This window comes from Caulobacter sp. 602-1, assembly GCF_003931565.1.
In the GTDB taxonomy this organism is placed as follows: domain Bacteria; phylum Pseudomonadota; class Alphaproteobacteria; order Caulobacterales; family Caulobacteraceae; genus Caulobacter.
In genome coordinates, this window is sequence record NZ_RRYI01000012.1 from 68,741 (window position 1) to 85,294 (window position 16,554).

11 protein-coding genes and 1 pseudogene are annotated in these 16,554 nt (G+C 69.5%); 7 read left to right on the forward strand and 5 right to left on the reverse strand.

What is annotated here, in order from left to right; all coding sequences use genetic code 11:
* Window positions 1–131: 131 nt before the first annotated feature.
* A complete protein-coding gene (locus EIK80_RS24250; RefSeq protein ID WP_125159580.1) occupies window positions 132–1,010 on the reverse strand; it encodes a bifunctional regulator KidO in 879 nt (292 codons plus the stop codon).
* Here EIK80_RS24250 and EIK80_RS24255 point away from each other — a divergent pair.
* Window positions 1,003–2,096: pseudogene (locus EIK80_RS24255) on the forward strand (XdhC family protein). The gene EIK80_RS24250 and the pseudogene EIK80_RS24255 sit on opposite strands and share 8 nt — an antisense overlap.
* On the opposite strand, the gene EIK80_RS24260 reads toward EIK80_RS24255, so the two are convergent.
* Window positions 2,093–2,848 carry a creatininase family protein gene (locus tag EIK80_RS24260; RefSeq protein WP_125159582.1) on the reverse strand — a complete coding sequence of 252 codons (756 nt, stop codon included), beginning with the start codon at window positions 2,846–2,848 and terminating at the stop codon, window positions 2,093–2,095. The pseudogene EIK80_RS24255 and the gene EIK80_RS24260 overlap by 4 nt on opposite strands.
* A 198-nt stretch (window positions 2,849–3,046) precedes the next feature.
* Here EIK80_RS24260 and EIK80_RS24265 point away from each other — a divergent pair, with 198 nt between their 5' ends.
* The 5 genes from EIK80_RS24265 to EIK80_RS24285 all read left to right on the forward strand — a co-directional run bounded on the left by EIK80_RS24265 (window position 3,047) and on the right by EIK80_RS24285 (window position 8,754).
* Entirely contained in the window at window positions 3,047–4,006 is a 960-nt protein-coding gene (locus EIK80_RS24265; protein WP_125159583.1) for a GAF domain-containing protein, read from the forward strand.
* A gap of 114 nt (window positions 4,007–4,120) precedes the next feature.
* Complete coding sequence (gene adh, locus EIK80_RS24270; protein ID WP_125159584.1) at window positions 4,121–5,641, forward strand: aldehyde dehydrogenase; 1,521 nt, start codon at window positions 4,121–4,123, stop codon at window positions 5,639–5,641.
* Between the two features lie 113 nt (window positions 5,642–5,754).
* Complete coding sequence (gene acs, locus EIK80_RS24275) at window positions 5,755–7,698, forward strand: acetate--CoA ligase (protein WP_125159632.1); 1,944 nt, start codon at window positions 5,755–5,757, stop codon at window positions 7,696–7,698.
* A gap of 70 nt (window positions 7,699–7,768) precedes the next feature.
* Entirely contained in the window at window positions 7,769–8,329 is a 561-nt protein-coding gene (locus EIK80_RS24280; RefSeq protein ID WP_370450258.1) for an SRPBCC family protein, read from the forward strand.
* Window positions 8,326–8,754, forward strand: coding sequence for a thiol-disulfide oxidoreductase DCC family protein (locus EIK80_RS24285; protein ID WP_125159585.1), 429 nt, complete (start codon window positions 8,326–8,328; stop codon window positions 8,752–8,754). Before EIK80_RS24280 ends, EIK80_RS24285 begins: the two co-directional genes overlap by 4 nt.
* Here EIK80_RS24285 and EIK80_RS24290 read toward each other — a convergent pair.
* The 3 genes from EIK80_RS24290 to EIK80_RS24300 form a co-directional block, all read right to left on the reverse strand.
* Entirely contained in the window at window positions 8,751–10,256 is a 1,506-nt protein-coding gene (locus EIK80_RS24290; protein WP_125159586.1) for a serine hydrolase, read from the reverse strand. The genes EIK80_RS24285 and EIK80_RS24290 overlap by 4 nt on opposite strands.
* Window positions 10,257–10,413: 157 nt before the next feature.
* Window positions 10,414–12,948, reverse strand: coding sequence for an HWE histidine kinase domain-containing protein (locus EIK80_RS24295; protein WP_125159587.1), 2,535 nt, complete (start codon window positions 12,946–12,948; stop codon window positions 10,414–10,416).
* Window positions 12,917–13,504, reverse strand: coding sequence for a biliverdin-producing heme oxygenase (locus tag EIK80_RS24300; protein ID WP_125159588.1), 588 nt, complete (start codon window positions 13,502–13,504; stop codon window positions 12,917–12,919). Before EIK80_RS24300 ends, EIK80_RS24295 begins: the two co-directional genes overlap by 32 nt.
* Window positions 13,505–13,665: 161 nt before the next feature.
* On the opposite strand from EIK80_RS24300, the gene EIK80_RS24305 reads away from it, so the two are divergent.
* Window positions 13,666–16,545 (forward strand): pitrilysin family protein, encoded by a 2,880-nt coding sequence (locus tag EIK80_RS24305; protein WP_125159589.1) that lies wholly within the window; start codon window positions 13,666–13,668, stop codon window positions 16,543–16,545.
* Window positions 16,546–16,554: the final 9 nt, after the last annotated feature.

Below are 16,554 nucleotides of genomic sequence, written 5' to 3' on the forward strand. Positions count from 1 at the left end.
TATTCATAAAACCCCGATGAATCAGAACCTTACGCGAGATTAATCGGCAGGCTTAATCGAAGCTCAACGACGCGCGAAATCGCGCCCGTCCTCGAGCATGACCTATTGTCGGGATTGATTCCGGGTGGGCGTCAGGCGACCCAACGTCGCGGGTCGAGCGCGACGGGATCGTCGATCGCCATCTCGTCCCAGTCGAGGTCCGGCGGCGGGCTGGAGGCGGCGGCGACCACCGCCGAGAGCTCGGCGGCCGAGTTGACGCCGACCAGCACGGCCGAGCCTTCCGGGCGCGACAGGGCGAAGCCCAGAGCGGCCTGGAGCGGATCCGAGCGGCCCTCGGCGATCATCCGGCGTACACGCGACAGGCGGCCCGAGGCGCCCTTCAGCTGGGCCGGAACCCGATCGGGCGGCAGGAACAGCAGGCCATTGAGGAAGATCGAGCGCAGGTGCACCTCGACGCCCATGCCGGCGATGCGTTGCAGCGAGCCATCGGCCAGCAGGCGCTGGTCGAGCAGGCTGGCCGGAGCCTGCAGGATATCGGGCTTGAAGCGGCGCGCGACGCCGACCGGGTCGTCCGTGGCGTGGGCGGCGATGCCGATCTTGGCGAACAGGCCCTGGTCCTTGAGACGCAGCAGGCGGTCCCACAGGGCCGCGCCGTGCGCGCCGAACAGTTCCGAAGGCGAGTGAACGACGATCGAATCGGCGCGCTCGACGCCGATGCGGCGCAGGGCGGCGCGGGCCTCGGCCTCGACATAGTCGGGACCGCGATCGGCGCGGGCCGTGGCCAGGCAGACGCGGAACGGCACCGGACGCGGGATCAGGTCGCCCAGCAGGGTCTCGGCGCGGCCGAACAGACCCGAAGCGTCCAACACCGACAGGCGGGCGCGGGCGGCGATATTGAGAATGTCGCGCGCTTCGGCTTCGGGCGAGCGACCGCGCGGCGCCGACGAGCTACCGCCGTCGAGGCCGAATTGGGCCGCAGCCAGACCGAGTTTTGTGACCGAAATGGACATCGCCATCCGTGCGCGAAAACATCAACAGACGCGAACGGTACGCGCCAAGGTTTGAACATCCGGTTTCTGGAACCTTGCCGAGGGGTTAAAGTCGCCGGGATGACGACCGACCGTTCAGACGACGCCGCCGACTCTCCCTGGCCCATGCACGGCATGGCCGACGACGCCCGCCCCACCTTGGCGGCGGCCCTTTCCAGGGGCCCCGCGGCCCTGGCCACCATCATCGCCCTGGGCGGCGGCGGGCCCCGTCCGGTCGGCGCGCAGATGGTGTTCGGCGAAAATATTCTTTCGGGTTTTTTGTCGGGCGGCTGCATCGAGGCGGACGTCGAGATCCACGCGCGGGCCTGCCTGGCCGACGGCCAGCCGCGCCGCCTCGTCTACGGCGAGGGCAGTCCCTGGCCGGACATCCGCCTGCTGTGCGGCGCGCGGATCGAGATCCTGGTCGAGAAGATCGCCCCCGACGACCCAGCCGCCCGGACCCTGCTGGACCTGGCCAACGCCCGCGCGCCCGCCTTCTGGATCAGCGACGGCGCGCGCCGGCTGTGCGTCGAGGAGCCGCAGGCCCCGTGGCCCGGAGCCTTCGAGCGCGCCCATGACCCGGCCCCGCGGCTGGTGGTGCTGGGCGGCGACCCCACCGCGCTGGCGGTGGCGAGCCTGGGCGCGCAGTCGGGTTTCGAGACCCATCTGGTGCGCCCCAAGGGTCCGGCCTCGCCGCCGCCCCTGCCGAACGTCGCCTATCGCCGCGAGGCCGCCGACGAGGCCCTGGCCGCGATCGGCCTCGACGCCTGGACGGCCGTCGCCGTCTGCGGCCACGACCTGGAGATCGACCACGCCGCCTTGATGGCCGCCCTGCCCTCGCCCGCCCCCTATGTCGGCCTGCTGGGCGCGCGACGGCGGCTGCCGGAGCGGATCGCGCGGCTGAGGGCCTCCGGCCTGAGCGACCGCGACCTGGCCAAGCTGCGCGCGCCGATCGGCCTGGATCTGGGCGGCAAGGCGCCGTTCGAAGTGGCCGTGGCGGTGATCGGCGAGATCATGGCCACCCGACATGGCCAGCCGACCTTGGCGCGACGGATGGTCGAAGCCTAGGTCGGAGTCTTCTCGGCCCCGAACGCGGCGATGTCCTCCAGCAGCGCGTTGACCGCCATGTCGACCAGCTCGCCGCCCTTTTCGGGCGTGGCCTGGGCCGGATCGGAACCCATGCGGCCGTCGGCGTAGCGGGCGCGGAAGTCCAGGGCCTCGCGGATCGGCCCCGACGGCGCGATCTTCGGCTCATAGGCCGTCGTCTTGATCGTCTCCGGATAGGCCCACTGGGTCACGGCGATCTCGGAGGGCGTCGCGTGGGAACCGTGGCCGATGGGGAATTGGCGGTTGGCCAGGGCGTTGACGCCGGCCAGATCCCACCAGTTCTTCAGCTTCAGGGCGAACGGCGCCCGCTCTTTCCGGAAGCTGTACTCGGCGTAGATCTCCGAGAAGGCCGCCTCGATCGAGGCGACGTTGCCGCCGTGGCCGTTCAGGAAATAGATCCGCGTGAAGCCGTGCGCGCCCAGCGACCGCACCCAGTCGCCGATCGCGGCGATGAAGGTCGACGGGCGCAGGAAGATGGTGCCTGGAAAGGCCAGGTGGTGCTGGGCCATGCCGATGTTGAAGGTCGGGGCCACCAGGATCCTGTCGCCCGCCCGCTTGCTGGCCTCGTGGGCGATGATCTCCGGGCACAGCCAGTCGGTGCCGAGAAGACCCGTCGGACCGTGCTGCTCGTTGGAGCCGATCGGCACCACCACGCTCGTGCTGCTCCGCAGGCGGGCTTCGATCTCGGACCAGGTGGACAGGGCCAGCAGCATGGGACGCTCCTTCAACAGCAACGTCCCGGCTTTACGCCCAAACGCGCGAGCGTGGCAGCCGAAAGTGTGAGCGGCCGCAGCGCTCGCCACGCGCCACCTTCAATGCGCCGACCGCAAAATGCCGCACTTGCGCCGGAGCTTGTCGTGGCGTCATGTTTCGACAAGAGGCGGATGAAATCCGGCCGTGGAGGAAGCGCGATGGCCGAACCGGGCCATGCCGAACGGGTTCTGTCAGTGCTGAGCGACGGCGCGGCGACGCCGCTGGCCGCCTCGTGGCGCCGCAGCCTGACCCAACATCGCCTCGACCCCGAGAACCGCAGGCCGCCCGAGACCCTGTCCGGCGCGGAGCTGCGCGAGGCCCAGGACCGCATGGGCCCGCTGCTGGCCGCCGCCCAGGACAATCTCGACGCGCTCTTCCAGGCCGTCGGCGACGGCGGCTGCTGCGTGCTGCTGACCAATGCCGAGGGCGTGCCGGTCGATCGCCGCGGCGTGGCGGCCGACGATCCGGTGTTCCGCCGCTGGGGCCTGTGGAACGGCGCGGTGTGGAGCGAGGCGCGCGAGGGCACCAACGGCATCGGCACCTGCCTCGCCGAGCAGCGGGTGCTGACCATCCATCGCGACCAGCATTTCCACACCCGCAACATCGGCCTGTCCTGCACCGTCGCGCCGCTGTTCGACCCGACCGGACGCCTGGCGGGGGCGTTGGACGTCTCCTCGTGCCGTTCGGGGCTGGAGGGCCTGACCGGCCTCGTCGAGCGCGCCGTCACCGACGCGGCCCGCCGCATCGAGGCCCGCGCCTTCCGCGAGGCCTTCCCCCAGGCGCGGATCGTCCTGCTGCCCGAGAGCTCGGCCGATCGCGCGTCCGTTCCGATGCTGGCGGTCGACGGCGACGACGTGGTGATCGGCGCCACCCGCGCCGCGCGCGTAGCCCTGAAACTGACCGATGAGACCCTGAAGCGCGGCCTGCCCTCGCCCGATCGCTCCGCCGATCTTGCCTCGCTTGATCTGGATAGGGCGGAACGCGCCGCCGTTCGCCGCGCCCTGACCCAGGCCGGCGGCAATGTCTCGGCCGCCGCCGGCCTGCTGGGGCTGTCGCGCGCCACCCTCAACCGCAAGCTCAAGCGCCTGGACCTGGCGCGCGGACGGGAATTCCACTGAAGCTGTCTCAGATCTGAGACACTCGGCTCACCGTGCGCCAGTCGGCATGCGCCATCGCGCCCGCGCCGCGCCAGTCTCGCCTCCAAGACGCCGTCAGGCGCATGGAGGAAACTCATGACCAAACCCGAATTCATTGAGTCATTGTCGCGTCCGCCGTTCAAGGCGCGCTATGACAATTTCATCGGCGGCCAATGGGTCGCCCCGGCCGACGGCCGCTACTTCGACAACAGCTCGCCGATCCACGGCCGCAAGATCTGCGAGATCGCCCGTTCGCAGGATGTCGACATCGAGCGCGCCCTCGACGCCGCCCACGCCGCCAAGGCCGCCTGGGGCAAGACCAGCGCCGCCGACCGCTCGCGGATCCTGCTGCGCATCGCCGACCGCATGGAGGAGAACCTCGAGGTTCTGGCCACCGCCGAGACCTGGGACAACGGCAAGCCGATCCGCGAGACCCTGGCGGCCGACATCCCGCTGGCCATCGACCACTTCCGCTATTTCGCCGGCTGCCTGCGCGGCCAGGAAGGCTCGATCTCCGAGATCGACCACGACACCGTCGCCTATCACTTCCACGAGCCGCTGGGCGTGGTCGGCCAGATCATCCCGTGGAACTTCCCGCTGCTGATGGCCTGCTGGAAGCTGGCCCCGGCCCTGGCCGCCGGCAATTGCGTGGTGCTCAAGCCCGCCGAGCAGACCCCGGCCTCGATCATGGTCTGGGCCGAGCTGATCGGCGACCTGCTGCCCGCCGGCGTGCTCAACATCGTCAACGGTTTCGGCGTCGAGGCCGGCAAGCCGCTGGCCTCCAGCCCGCGCATCGCCAAGATCGCCTTCACCGGCGAGACCTCCACCGGCCGGCTGATCATGCAATACGCCAGCCAGAACCTGATCCCGGTGACGCTGGAACTGGGCGGCAAGTCGCCGAACATCTTCTTCGACGACGTGGCGCGGGAAGACGACGACTTCCTCGACAAGGCCCTGGAGGGCTTCACCATGTTCGCCCTGAACCAGGGCGAGGTCTGCACGTGCCCCAGCCGGGCGCTGGTCCAGGAGTCGATCTACGAGAAGTTCATGGAAAAGGCCCTCAAGCGCGTCAACGCCGTGGTCCAGGGCAGTCCGCTGGATCCGGCCACCATGATCGGCGCCCAGGCCTCCGAAGAGCAGCTGAACAAGATCCTCGGCTATATGGACATCGGCCGGAACGAGGGCGCCAAGCTGCTGGCCGGCGGCCATCGCAAGATCCTGCCGGGCCAGTTGGCCGACGGCTACTATGTCGAGCCGACCGTGTTCGAGGGCCACAACAAGATGCGGATCTTCCAGGAGGAGATCTTCGGCCCGGTGCTGGCGGTCACGACCTTCAAGACCGAAGAGGAGGCGCTGGCCATCGCCAACGATACCGCCTTCGGCCTTGGCGCGGGCGTGTGGAGCCGCGACGCCAACCGCTGCTACCGCTTCGGCCGGGGCATCGAGGCCGGCCGCGTCTGGACCAACTGCTACCACACCTATCCGGCCCACGCGGCTTTCGGCGGCTACAAGCAGTCGGGCGTGGGCCGCGAGACCCACAAGATGATGCTCGACCACTATCAGCAGACCAAGAACATGCTGGTCAGCTACAGCCCCAAGGCGTTGGGCTTTTTCTGATCCCGACCAATAACCGTCCGCCAGTCGCTTGAGCGCGAGAAACCACAATGGTCTTCTTGCGCCGGGCGGCTGGCTTCGCCTATTCCGGCGACCAACGATATAAGGGAGTGCGGCTGGTGAGTGACGGACAGGTTTTCCCGGTTCCAAAGGCGCTGGCGGAGCACGCGCACATCGACGCCGCCGCCTATGCGGCCGCCGTGGCCCGGGTCGAGGCCGACCCCGAGGGCTACTGGCGCGACATCGCCGCCCGCCTCGACTGGATCAAGGCGCCGACCAAGATCAAGGACGTCTCCTACGACAAGGACGACTTCCGCATCCGCTGGTACGAGGACGGGGTGCTGAACGTCAGCGCCAACTGCCTCGACCGCCACCTGCCGGCCAAGAAGGACGACATCGCCCTGATCTTCGAGGGTGACGAGCCGGGGACCTCCGACACCCTGACCTATGGCCAGCTGCACGAGGAGGTTTGCCGCATGGCCAACGTCCTCAAGGTCCAGGGCGTCCAGAAGGGCGACCGGGTGACGATCTACCTGCCGATGATCCCGATCGCCGCCATCGCCATGCTGGCCTGCGCGCGGATCGGCGCGGTCCATTCGGTGGTGTTCGGCGGCTTCTCGCCCGACAGCATCGCCGGCCGCATCCAGGACTGCGCCTCCCACTTCGTGATCACCGCCGACGAGGGCAAGCGCGGCGGCAAGCGCATCCCGCTGAAGGCCAATATCGACGAGGCGCTCAAGCACTGCCCCTGGGTGGGCAAGGTGCTGATGGTCCGCTGGACCGGCGCCGACGTGCCCCTGGTCAAGAACCGCGACATCGTCTGGCAGGATGTCCGCGAGGCGGTGTCGACCGACTGCCCGCCCGAGCCGATGCACGCCGAGGATCCGCTGTTCATCCTCTACACCTCGGGCTCGACGGGTAAGCCCAAGGGCGTGCTGCACACCACCGGCGGCTACCTGGCCTGGGCCTCGTGGACCTTCTGGGCGGTGTTCGACTACAAGCCGGGCGAGGTGTTCTGGTGCACGGCCGATGTCGGCTGGGTCACCGGTCACAGCTATGTCGTCTATGGCCCCCTGGCCAACGGCGGGACCAGCCTGATCTTCGAGGGCGTGCCCAACTATCCCACCCCCAGCCGCTTCTGGGAGGTGATCGACAAGCACAGGGTCGAGATCTTCTACACCGCCCCCACGGCCCTGCGGGCTCTGATGCGCGAGGGCGACGACTACGTGACCCGGAACGATCTGTCGTCCCTGCGCGTGCTGGGCAGCGTCGGCGAGCCGATCAATCCCGAGGCCTGGCTCTGGTACCACCGCGTGGTCGGCAAGGAGAAGCTGCCGATCGTCGACACCTGGTGGCAGACCGAGACCGGCGGCATGCTGATCACCCCCCTGCCCGGGGCCACCGACCTCAAGCCCGGCTCGGCCTCCAAGCCCCTGCCCGGCGTCAAGCCGCAGCTGGTCGACGCCGAGGGTGGCGTGCTGGACGGCGCGACCGAGGGCAATCTGGTCATCACCGACAGCTGGCCGGGCCAGATGCGCACGGTCTATGGCGACCACCAGCGCTTCTTCGAGACCTATTTCTCGACCTATCCCGGCAAGTACTTCACCGGCGACGGCTGCCGGCGCGACGCCGACGGCTACTACTGGATCACCGGCCGGGTCGACGACGTCATCAACGTCTCGGGCCACCGCCTGGGCACCGCCGAGATCGAGAGCGCCCTGGTGGCCCACGAGACCGTCGCCGAGGCCGCCGTGGTCGGCTATCCCCACGACATCAAGGGCCAGGGCGTCTACGCCTATGTCACCCTCAACGCCGGGGTCGAGCCGACCGAGGACCTGCGCAAGGCCCTGGTCCTGTGGGTCCGTCACGAGATCGGCCCGTTCGCCGCGCCCGACGTCATCCAGTGGGCCCCCGGCCTGCCCAAGACCCGCTCGGGCAAGATCATGCGCCGCATCCTGCGCAAGATCGCCGAGAACGAACTGGGCAGCCTGGGCGACACCTCCACGCTGGCCGATCCGTCGGTCGTCGATGATCTCGTCAGAAATCGAGCCGGGGCCTGAAGCCGACCGTCATCGCCAAAAAGGCGGTGACGGCGCCTGACGAAAGCCACATCGGCGCGTTAGCTTCAGCATGATGCGCCGGCTGGTCCCTTTCGCCCTCTTCATCGCCCTGGCGGGGCCCGCCCGGGCCGACGCCGAGTGGGAGACGAAGGGCGACGGCATCGCGGTCGAGGCCCACGCCGACAACCACGGGCGCGGCATGGTGCGGGCCAATGTCGAGATCGACGCGCCGCCGGCCGTCGTGTTCCGCGTCATCCTGGACTGCGACCGCGCGGCCCGCATGAGCCCGGGCGTCAAGAGCTGCCGCGTCGTCTCGCGCGCGGCGGACGGGACGGAGATCCGCGAGCACACGGTCAAGTGGAGCTTCTTCCTGCCGAGCCTGCGCTCCACGTCGCGCGTCACCCTGGAGCCCGACCGGCTGATCCGCTTCACCTGCATCGGCGGCGACATCCGGGCCTGCGAGGGGGCCTGGCGGCTGGAGCCGCTGGATGGCGGCGCTCGCACGCGCGTCACCTACGACCTGTGGGCTACCGCGCCCTTCGCCGCGCCCGCCGGCCTGATCAGCGCCATGATGCGCCGCGACGTGCCCCAATCCCTGAAGGCCCTGCGGCGAGAGTGCGAGGGACGATGAGCGAGGACGGCCTGATGCTGTTCGACGGCGTCTGCGCGCTCTGCGACGGGACCGTCCGGACGGTGCTGCGCCTGGACCGCCAAGGCGCGATCCGCTTCACCCCGATCCAGTCGCCCTATGGCCGGGTGCTGGCCGCTCGGCATGGCCTGGATCCCGATACGCCCGCGAGCTTCCTGTTCCTCGACAACGGCCGTCCCCTGACCAAGACCGCCGCCATCGGCGCGCTGCTGCGCCGGCTGCGCGCCCCCTGGCGTTGGCTCGCCGTCATCGATCGCCTGCCGAGAGGGCCGATGGACGCGGCCTACGACTGGATCGCGGCCAACCGTTACCGGCTGACGGGCAGGAGGGACCGCTGCAGGGTTCCGACACCGGAGCAGCGCGGGCGGTTCGTGCTGGATCTGGAGGATTCGAAAAGCCGTCCTTAACGGGGCGCCCGGAGGAAGGTCCGCCCTTCGAAGACGAGGCTGTCGGGTCCCGCGAACGTGATCGCCTCACCCTGAAGCGGCGAGAGCTCCACGCGGATGGTCTCCGGTTTGGTGAAGGCCTCGGCCAGGGCCGACATGACGCCGATCCGGACCTTCATGAGGCCGTTCGCCTCCGAGATCTCCATCCGTCCCATGGCCGGGTCGACATAGGTCCCGACATAGGCGCTGGTCGGCCGCGAGAGCGGCCAGGGTCGCGCCGCGCGCTCGGCGCGGCTCGCCGACAGGCCCGCCAGGCGCTTGTCGCGGCGCGCCGCCAGAGCGGCCAGCTCGGCGTCATAGTGAGCCTCCAGATCGGGACGCCCGGCGAACCGGTCATAGACATAGTCGGCCAGCAGATCGACCAGCTCTCCGGCCATGAAGTCCTCGTTGGCCATGATCGCCACGCCCAGCCGCCGGCCGGGCATGAAGGAAACGTGGGTCCTTGAGCCGGCGAAGTTGCCGAAGTGGTGGATCAGCACGTCGTCGCCATAGCGCCCCGTCTGCCATCCCAGGCCATAGCCGTCGCGGCTATAGGGGCCGAACACGGCCTTCTGGGCGACGCGCGGGCGGTGCGTCGCGTCCACCAGCCCGGCGGGGAACACGCGCCGGCCATCCAGCACGCCATCATTGATCTGGAGCTCCAGCCAGCGGGCCATGTCGTTGGCGCTGGACATCAGGCCGCCCGCCGACTGCATCGTGGCGTCGACTTTCTGCAGCGAACTGGGTGACGAGGCGCCGTCGGGGCCGGGCGTATGGCCCACCGCGACCACGCCGCCCCTCCGCGCTCGCGAAACCCACGCCGTGGTCTGGGTCAGGCCCGCCGGGACCAGGACCTCCCGGCTCACCAGGGCCCGCCAGTCGGGGCCGAAGCGCTGCTCGATCAGGGTGGTGGCGAGATTGTAGCCGGTGTTGGTGTAGCGAAACGTCCCATGGGGCGTGTCGGCGCTCTTCACCGTCTCGGCCAGGAGCGCCTGCATCAGCCTTGGCGAATGATCGCCGGACATCGCCGCGCGGAAGGCGATCGGATCGTTCTCGACGCCGGATCGGTGGCTGAGCAAATCGGTCAGGGTGATGGACCGGGCGATGTCGGGCGGGAGCTTGGTTGATCCGGCCCAATCCGCCACGGGCGTATCCAGCTCCACCGCGCCGCGGGCGGCCATCGCCGCGATCGCGAGCGCGGTGAACGACTTGGTGGCGGAGGCGACGTAGAAGCGGGTGTTGGCGTCGACCGCGACGCCCGTCTCGACATTGGCGACCCCGAACCCGGCGGTGATCACGGGCTCTTCGCCGCGGACCACGGCGAGAGAAAGGCCGGGAACGACGCCGATTCGCGCCAGGGCCTTGCGCGTGAAGACATCGATGTCCCTGGCTTCCGGGCCGGGAACGGGCGCGGCGGACGCCACGGGCCCCCACAGGAGGGCGGCGGTGAAAAAGGCGGCCGTCAACGCACTCGGAAAGTTCATGCATGCCCCACGACTGAAGCGATCGGCCAGCCTTTCGGCCGGCGCTGATCTATGATCGGAGCATGCCGACCGGCGTCGGAAAGCGGTCTCCTCCCGTTAGAGGCTTTAGCGCCGTCGTTTGGAGGCAGGCCTTACGAACTTTTCTGAAATCGGTCGCCTAGAACAACGCCGCCACGCTCTCGGCGCTGTAGGGCTTCTGCAGCACGGGCGTATCCCGGAACCGTTCCGGGAAGGCGGCGCTGTCGCCGAAGCCGGTGCCGAAGGCGAACGGCACGCCAGCGTCCTGCAGGGCCTCGGCCACCGGGAAGCTGGTCTCCTGGCCCAGATTGACATCCAGGATCGCGAACGGCGGCTTCTCGTCGTTGATGGCCTCGAACGCCTGGGCGACGCTGGAGGCGACGATGACCTGTTTGACGCCCAGCCGGACCAGCATGTCCTCGAGATCCAGCGCGATGATCATGTTGTCCTCGAGCACCAGCATCCGCTCGGGCGCCCGCACCGGCGTGTCGGCCCGGCGCGGCTGGCTCACGGCGGCGGCCGCGCTCTCGCTGGAGACGTAGCGGCCAGGAATACGGATGCGGGCCTGCAAACCCTCGGTCCGATAGTCCAGGGCCACCTCGCCGTTCAGGTCGTGGGGGATCGAGTGCTCGATGATGGTCGAGCCAAAGCCCCGGCGGGTCGGCGGCTTGACCGGCGGACCGTCGCGCTCGCGCCAGTCGATGATCAGGTCGCCCTTGACGTCGCGCGTCCAGTCGATGGCCACGTGGCCGCGCTGGTCGCATAGAGCGCCGTACTTGGCCGAGTTGGTCATCATCTCATGGATGACCAGGGACAGGATCGAGAAGGCGTCCGGCGCCAGGGCGATCGGCGCGCCCTTGAGGCGAACCCGGTCGGCCTTGGTGGACAGATAGGCCTCGGCCTCGGCGGTGATCAGGTCGCTGAGCGCCCCCGGCCCCCATTGGTGGCGGGTGATCTGGTCGTGAGCCCGGGCCAGGGCCTGGACGCGGCCGCCGACGACCTCGGCGAACGCCTCGACGGTCGAGACCCCGGCCTTGCTCTGGCTGATCAGGCCGCGGATCAGGCCCAGGATGTTGCGCACCCGGTGGTTCAGCTCGGCGATGAGCAGCTCCTGGCGCTGGTTGGCGCGCTGGCGCTCCTCGTCGGCCAGGTCGGTCAGGCGGAAGACGATCTCCAGCAGGCTCCCCCGCAGGCTCTCGGCCAGCGAACGTTCGACCGTGGTCCACGGCCGGCTCTGGCCGCGCACCGTCTCTTCCCAGGCCTCGAAACTCTTGCGCGGGGTCAGGCGGTCGCCCAGGGGGCCGACCTGGACCAGTTTGGCGGGCTTGCCGGCCCAGACCACAGTCTTGGCTTCCTCCTTGCGGAAGAAGATCAGGTAGTCGCGCGGCGTACGCGACAGCGGCACGGCCATCATGCCCGCCGCCTTCTGCGACCAGACGGTCGCCGAGGGCAGCAGGCCGGCGATCTCGTTGGTCGCGAAGACCGAATGGGTGTCCTTTTCCCGCAGAATGCGCAGCAGAGTGTGGACGTCGCTGGCGTCTGGCGTGGAGTCGCGCAGGGTCAGCCGCCCCTCGAGCCACAGGGCCAGGCCATCGCAGCCGACCAGGCGGCACAGGTCGTCGAGGAACGGGATCAGACTGTCCGCCCCCTGGGGAGCGCTGACCACGGCGCTCATCATCCGGTCGTGCAGGTTGCGCGCCTCGGCCATGCGCCGGGTCTCGATCTCGCGCTCGCGGCTCTCCAGGGTCAGGGAAAACAGCTGGCCGAACAGCTCGGCGGCCGTGCGGCGCTCGTAGCTGATGTGCTTGGGCGCGTAGTGATGGCAGGCGAACAGGCCCCACAGCTTGCCGTCGCGCAGGATCGAGATCGACAGCGAGGCGGCCACCCCCATGTTGCGCAGATACTCGATGTGGATCGGCGAGACCGCGCGCAGCATGCTCATCGACAGGTCGACGGGCTCGCCCGCCGGGCTGGTCGGCGGGATGATCGGCGAGACCTCGGCGTCGACGTCGGCGATGATCCGCAGCCAGTTGCGTTCGTAGAGGGCGCGGGCCTGCACGGGGATGTCCGAGGCCGGGTAGCGCTGGCCCAGGAACGAGCCAATGCCCGGCCGCACCGACTCGGCGATCACCTCGCCGGCGCCGTCATGGGCGAAGCGGTAGACCATCACCCGGTCGAATTCGGTCAGGGCCCGCACCTGGCGGGCGGCCTCGTGGCAAAAGTCCTCGAACGTCGGTCGCGCGGCGATGCGGGTCGTCATCGAGCGCACGGCCGAGGCGGCCTCGATCAGGACATCGGGATGGCTGGGCTCGCCCTCGATGATCAGCAGACGGCCGGAATAGTGCAGGGCGAGGTCGAAGTCCTCGCCGCCGTCGACCAGGGGCTGGCCGAACATCCGCTCGACCGCGTCAGCGCCGCGCATGATCTGCAGGCGGCCGCGGATGTTGTGGAGGGCGTGGCCGCCCAGCACTTGGCTCAGGGGCTTGCCGATCAGGTCGGCGGGGGCCAGGCCCAGATAGCGCAGGGTGGTGGTCGAGGCATGGATCACCAGCCAGTCGGAATTGACCGCCAAAAGAAAGCCGAACGGCTGCACCGAGCCGAGAATGTGGATCGGCTCCCGATCGCAGTTGGTCAGGTCGACTTCAAACCCGGACATGGGCGCCGGTTCGGACATTCAGGGCTCCGGGCGGGACTATCGTCTCGAACACGTCCGAGAAGTACTGAAAGCCATATCGCGCTCCGGCCTCTACCTCGTCTGTCCGAGTCCCGACATTGGGTTTCTCAAGCCAAGCAAGAAATGTTCGCCAGAGGTCATCGCCCTCGCCCTGGGTCAGATAGGCCAGGGGCAGGTCGTGGCCGGACGCGCTGACCTGGCGGGCCAGGACGCGGGCGCCCAGACGCGAACCTTCCAGGACATAGAGCAGGCCGGCTCCGAAGTCCGGCGATGGAACGAGAGCCGTGGCGAACGGCGGGATTTCCAGGCCGAGGGCGGCGAGATCTCCGGCCAGGGCGGTGCGGCGGACGCGCCCGGGCCAGTCGGGCAGCCATTCGGCGACCCCGGCCCGTTCCAGAGCCCGTTCCAGCGGCGCTATGGCCAGGGCCGAAGCCGAAAGGAACGCGCCATATCCCACAGTCGTCTCGATACGCCAGGCGGCGACCTGGGCGTCCAGAGCGGCATGGCTCTCGGAGGTGGCCGCGCGCAGGCGGTCGCGAAGCGAACTTTCGGACAAATTTCCCCCAGCCGGATCGAACCCGTCACGCGGAAGGGGCGACACAATCCGTCGTAACACTGACGTCGCCGATTGGTTCCGCCCACATGACAGGACAGTAAGGTTTACCACGTCGGGCGCGATGCTAGGGTCGAGCCCGACTGTTCAGGAGATCTTCTCGCATGATCCGCACCGCCAAGCTGGCCTTCGTGGCCGCGGCCTTTTCCACCACGGCCCTCTCCACGCTGGGATGGGCGCCGATGGCCATGGCGGCCACGAAGGCCAAGCCTCAGGCGAGGCCGGCCGTCGCCGCGGCGCGTCCGCCGATCACGGTGCCGCCGATCGTCTACCAGCAGCGTGTGCTGGCCAACGGCCTGAAGGTCTACACCTCGCGCGACACGACCACGCCGAACGTCTCGGTTCAGGTCTGGTACGGCGTCGGCTCCAAGGACGACCCGCGCGGACGGTCGGGATTCGCGCACCTCTTCGAACACCTGATGTTCAAGGCCACCCGCAACATGCCCAGCGAGACGCTGGACCGCCTGACCGAGGACGTGGGCGGCTTCAACAACGCCTCCACCTGGGACGACTTCACCAACTATTACGAGGTCGCGCCGGCCAACCACCTGGAGCGTCTGCTCTGGGCCGAAAGCGACCGCCTCAAGTCGCTGGTCATCGACGAGGCGGTGTTCGCCTCCGAACGCGACGTCGTGAAGGAAGAGCTGCGCCAGCGCGTCCTGGCCGACCCGTACGGCCGCTTCTTCGCGCTGTCGATCCCGCAGCAGTCGTTCACCACCCACCCCTACCAGCGCCCCGGCATCGGCTCGATCGAGGAGCTGGACGCGGCGACGGTCGACGACGTCCGCGCCTTCCACGCCACCTACTACCGGCCGGACAACGCGGCCCTGATCGTCGTCGGCAATTTCGATCAGGCCAGGCTGGACGCGATGATCGACCAGTATTTCGGCCCCCTGAAGACGCCGGCCGGAACGATCCCGAAGGTGACCGTGGTCGAACCGCCCCGCACCGGCCCCAAGAGCGTCAACACCTACGGTCCCAACGTGCCGCTGCCGGCGCTGGCCATCACCTGGCTGGCCCCGGCCGCCGCCGACAAGGACACCCCCGCCCTGACGGTGCTGGACGCGGTTCTGTCGGCCGGCAAGTCCTCGCGGCTCTATGACAGCCTGGTCTACGACCAGAAGATCGCCCAGTCGGTGTTCTCCAGCGCCCCCAACAACGCCCAGCCGGGCCTGTTCTATGTCGGCGCGGTGATGGCCGGCGGCAAGACGGTGGCCCAAGGCGAAGCGGCCCTGCGCGCCCAGGTCGCCCGCGTCCGCGATGGCCTGGTCACCCCCGCAGAGCTCGCCGAGGCCAAGGCCGGCCTGCTGGCCGACGCCGTCCGCCGCCGGGAGGAGATCGACGGCCGCGGCTTCGCGCTCGGCTACGCCCTTGAGACCGAGGGCGATCCGGCCGTCGCCAACACCGCCCTGGCCAAGCTGCAGGCCGTCACCGCCGCCGACATCCAGCGCGTGGCGAAGAAGTATCTGGCCGACGACCGCCGCACGGTGATCCGCTACCTGCCGGAAAAGGACCGCCCGGCCGGCGAGAAGGACGCCACGCCGCCGATCCCGAAGGTCGCCTCGGTCAAGTTCGACGGCGCGGTCACCACGCTCGCGCCGGAAGGCGAACGCGAGACGCCGCCCGCCATCGGCGCGCCGGTGCCGGCCGTGATGCCCAGCCCGGCCGAGAAGACCCTGGCCAACGGCCTGCGGGTCATCGTCGCCAAGTCCAGCGACCTGCCGCTGATCACCGCCGACCTGACCGTCAAGGGCGGGGCCAGCTCGGATCCCGCCGGCCTGGCCGGCACGTCGAACCTGACCTCGGAGCTGCTGACCGAAGGCACCACCACGCGTTCGGCCACCCAGGTCGCCCGCGAGACCGAGGCCCTGGGCGCCAATCTGGAAGCTGGCTCCGGCTGGGAGGCCGCCTCGCTGACCCTCAGCGTCACGGCCAACAACGCCGCCCCGGCCATGGCCATCATGGCCGACGTCGCCGAGCACCCGACCTTCTCCGCCGAGGAGCTGGACCGCGTCCGCACCGAGACCCTGGACGGCCTGTCGGTCTCGTTCCAGCGTCCGGGCACGCTGGCCGCCTTCGCCACCGCGCCCGTGCTCTACGCCGGATCGGCCTATGGCCACGTGGCCGGCGGCACGCCCGGCTCGCTGCCGAAGATCAAGCGCGCGGATCTGGCCAAGACCCATGCCGCCTACTGGCGTCCGGACAACGCCGTGCTGGTGCTGACCGGCAACCTGACGCCGGAGGCCGGCTTCGCCTTGGCCGAGAAGGCCTTTGGATCGTGGAAGAAGCCCGCCGCGCCGCCGCCGGCCCCGCCGGCCGCGCCGACCGGCTACGCGCCGCGCAACGTCGTCATCGACCTGCCCGGCACAGGCCAGGCCGCCGTGGTGCTGGCCAAGCCAGCCATCACCCGCGCCGACCCGAACTACTACCAGGGCGTGGTCGCCAACACGGTGCTGGGCGTCGGCTTCAGCTCGCGCCTGAACCAGGAGATCCGCATCAAGCGCGGCCTGTCCTACGGGGCCGGCTCCAGCCTGACGCCGCAAGGCCGTTTCGGCGGCTTCTCGGCCCGGGTGCAGACCAAGAACGCGTCGGCCGGCGAGGTCGTCACCCTGACCCGCGCCGAGCTGACCCGCCTGGGCGCCGAACCGGCCTCGGCCGGCGAACTGGCCGCGCGCAAGTCGGTGCTGGTCGGCAACTTCGGACGGGACCTCGGCACCTCGGAAGGCCTGGCCAACATTCTGGGCAACTACGCCGTCTACGGCGTGCCCCTGACCGAGATCCAGAGCTACGCCGCCAAGGTCGAGGCCGTGACGCCGGAGGAGGTCCAGGCCTTCGCCAAGGCCAAGCTGGACCCGGCCCAGATGAGCGTCATCGTCGCCGGCGACGCCAAGGCCATGGGCGCGGACCTGGCCAAGGCCGCGCCGAACGCCACGGTGATCCCGGCCGACAAGCTGGACCTCGACGCGTCGAGCCTGACCAAATAAGGGAACGGC

What these genes read in the sequence shown, in the direction of transcription:
- EIK80_RS24290 (WP_125159586.1), bottom strand. Translation starts at nt 10,256, where the DNA reads ATGAACTTTCCGAGTGCGTTGACGGCCGCCTTTTTCACCGCCGCCCTC.
- EIK80_RS24305 (WP_125159589.1), top strand. Translation starts at nt 13,666, where the DNA reads ATGATCCGCACCGCCAAGCTGGCCTTCGTGGCCGCGGCCTTTTCCACC.
- EIK80_RS24265 (WP_125159583.1), top strand. Translation starts at nt 3,047, where the DNA reads ATGGCCGAACCGGGCCATGCCGAACGGGTTCTGTCAGTGCTGAGCGAC.
- EIK80_RS24250 (WP_125159580.1), bottom strand. Translation starts at nt 1,010, where the DNA reads ATGTCCATTTCGGTCACAAAACTCGGTCTGGCTGCGGCCCAATTCGGC.
- EIK80_RS24285 (WP_125159585.1), top strand. Translation starts at nt 8,326, where the DNA reads ATGAGCGAGGACGGCCTGATGCTGTTCGACGGCGTCTGCGCGCTCTGC.
- EIK80_RS24280 (WP_370450258.1), top strand. Translation starts at nt 7,769, where the DNA reads ATGATGCGCCGGCTGGTCCCTTTCGCCCTCTTCATCGCCCTGGCGGGG.
- EIK80_RS24260 (WP_125159582.1), bottom strand. Translation starts at nt 2,848, where the DNA reads ATGCTGCTGGCCCTGTCCACCTGGTCCGAGATCGAAGCCCGCCTGCGG.
- adh (WP_125159584.1), top strand. Translation starts at nt 4,121, where the DNA reads ATGACCAAACCCGAATTCATTGAGTCATTGTCGCGTCCGCCGTTCAAG.
- EIK80_RS24295 (WP_125159587.1), bottom strand. Translation starts at nt 12,948, where the DNA reads ATGTCCGAACCGGCGCCCATGTCCGGGTTTGAAGTCGACCTGACCAAC.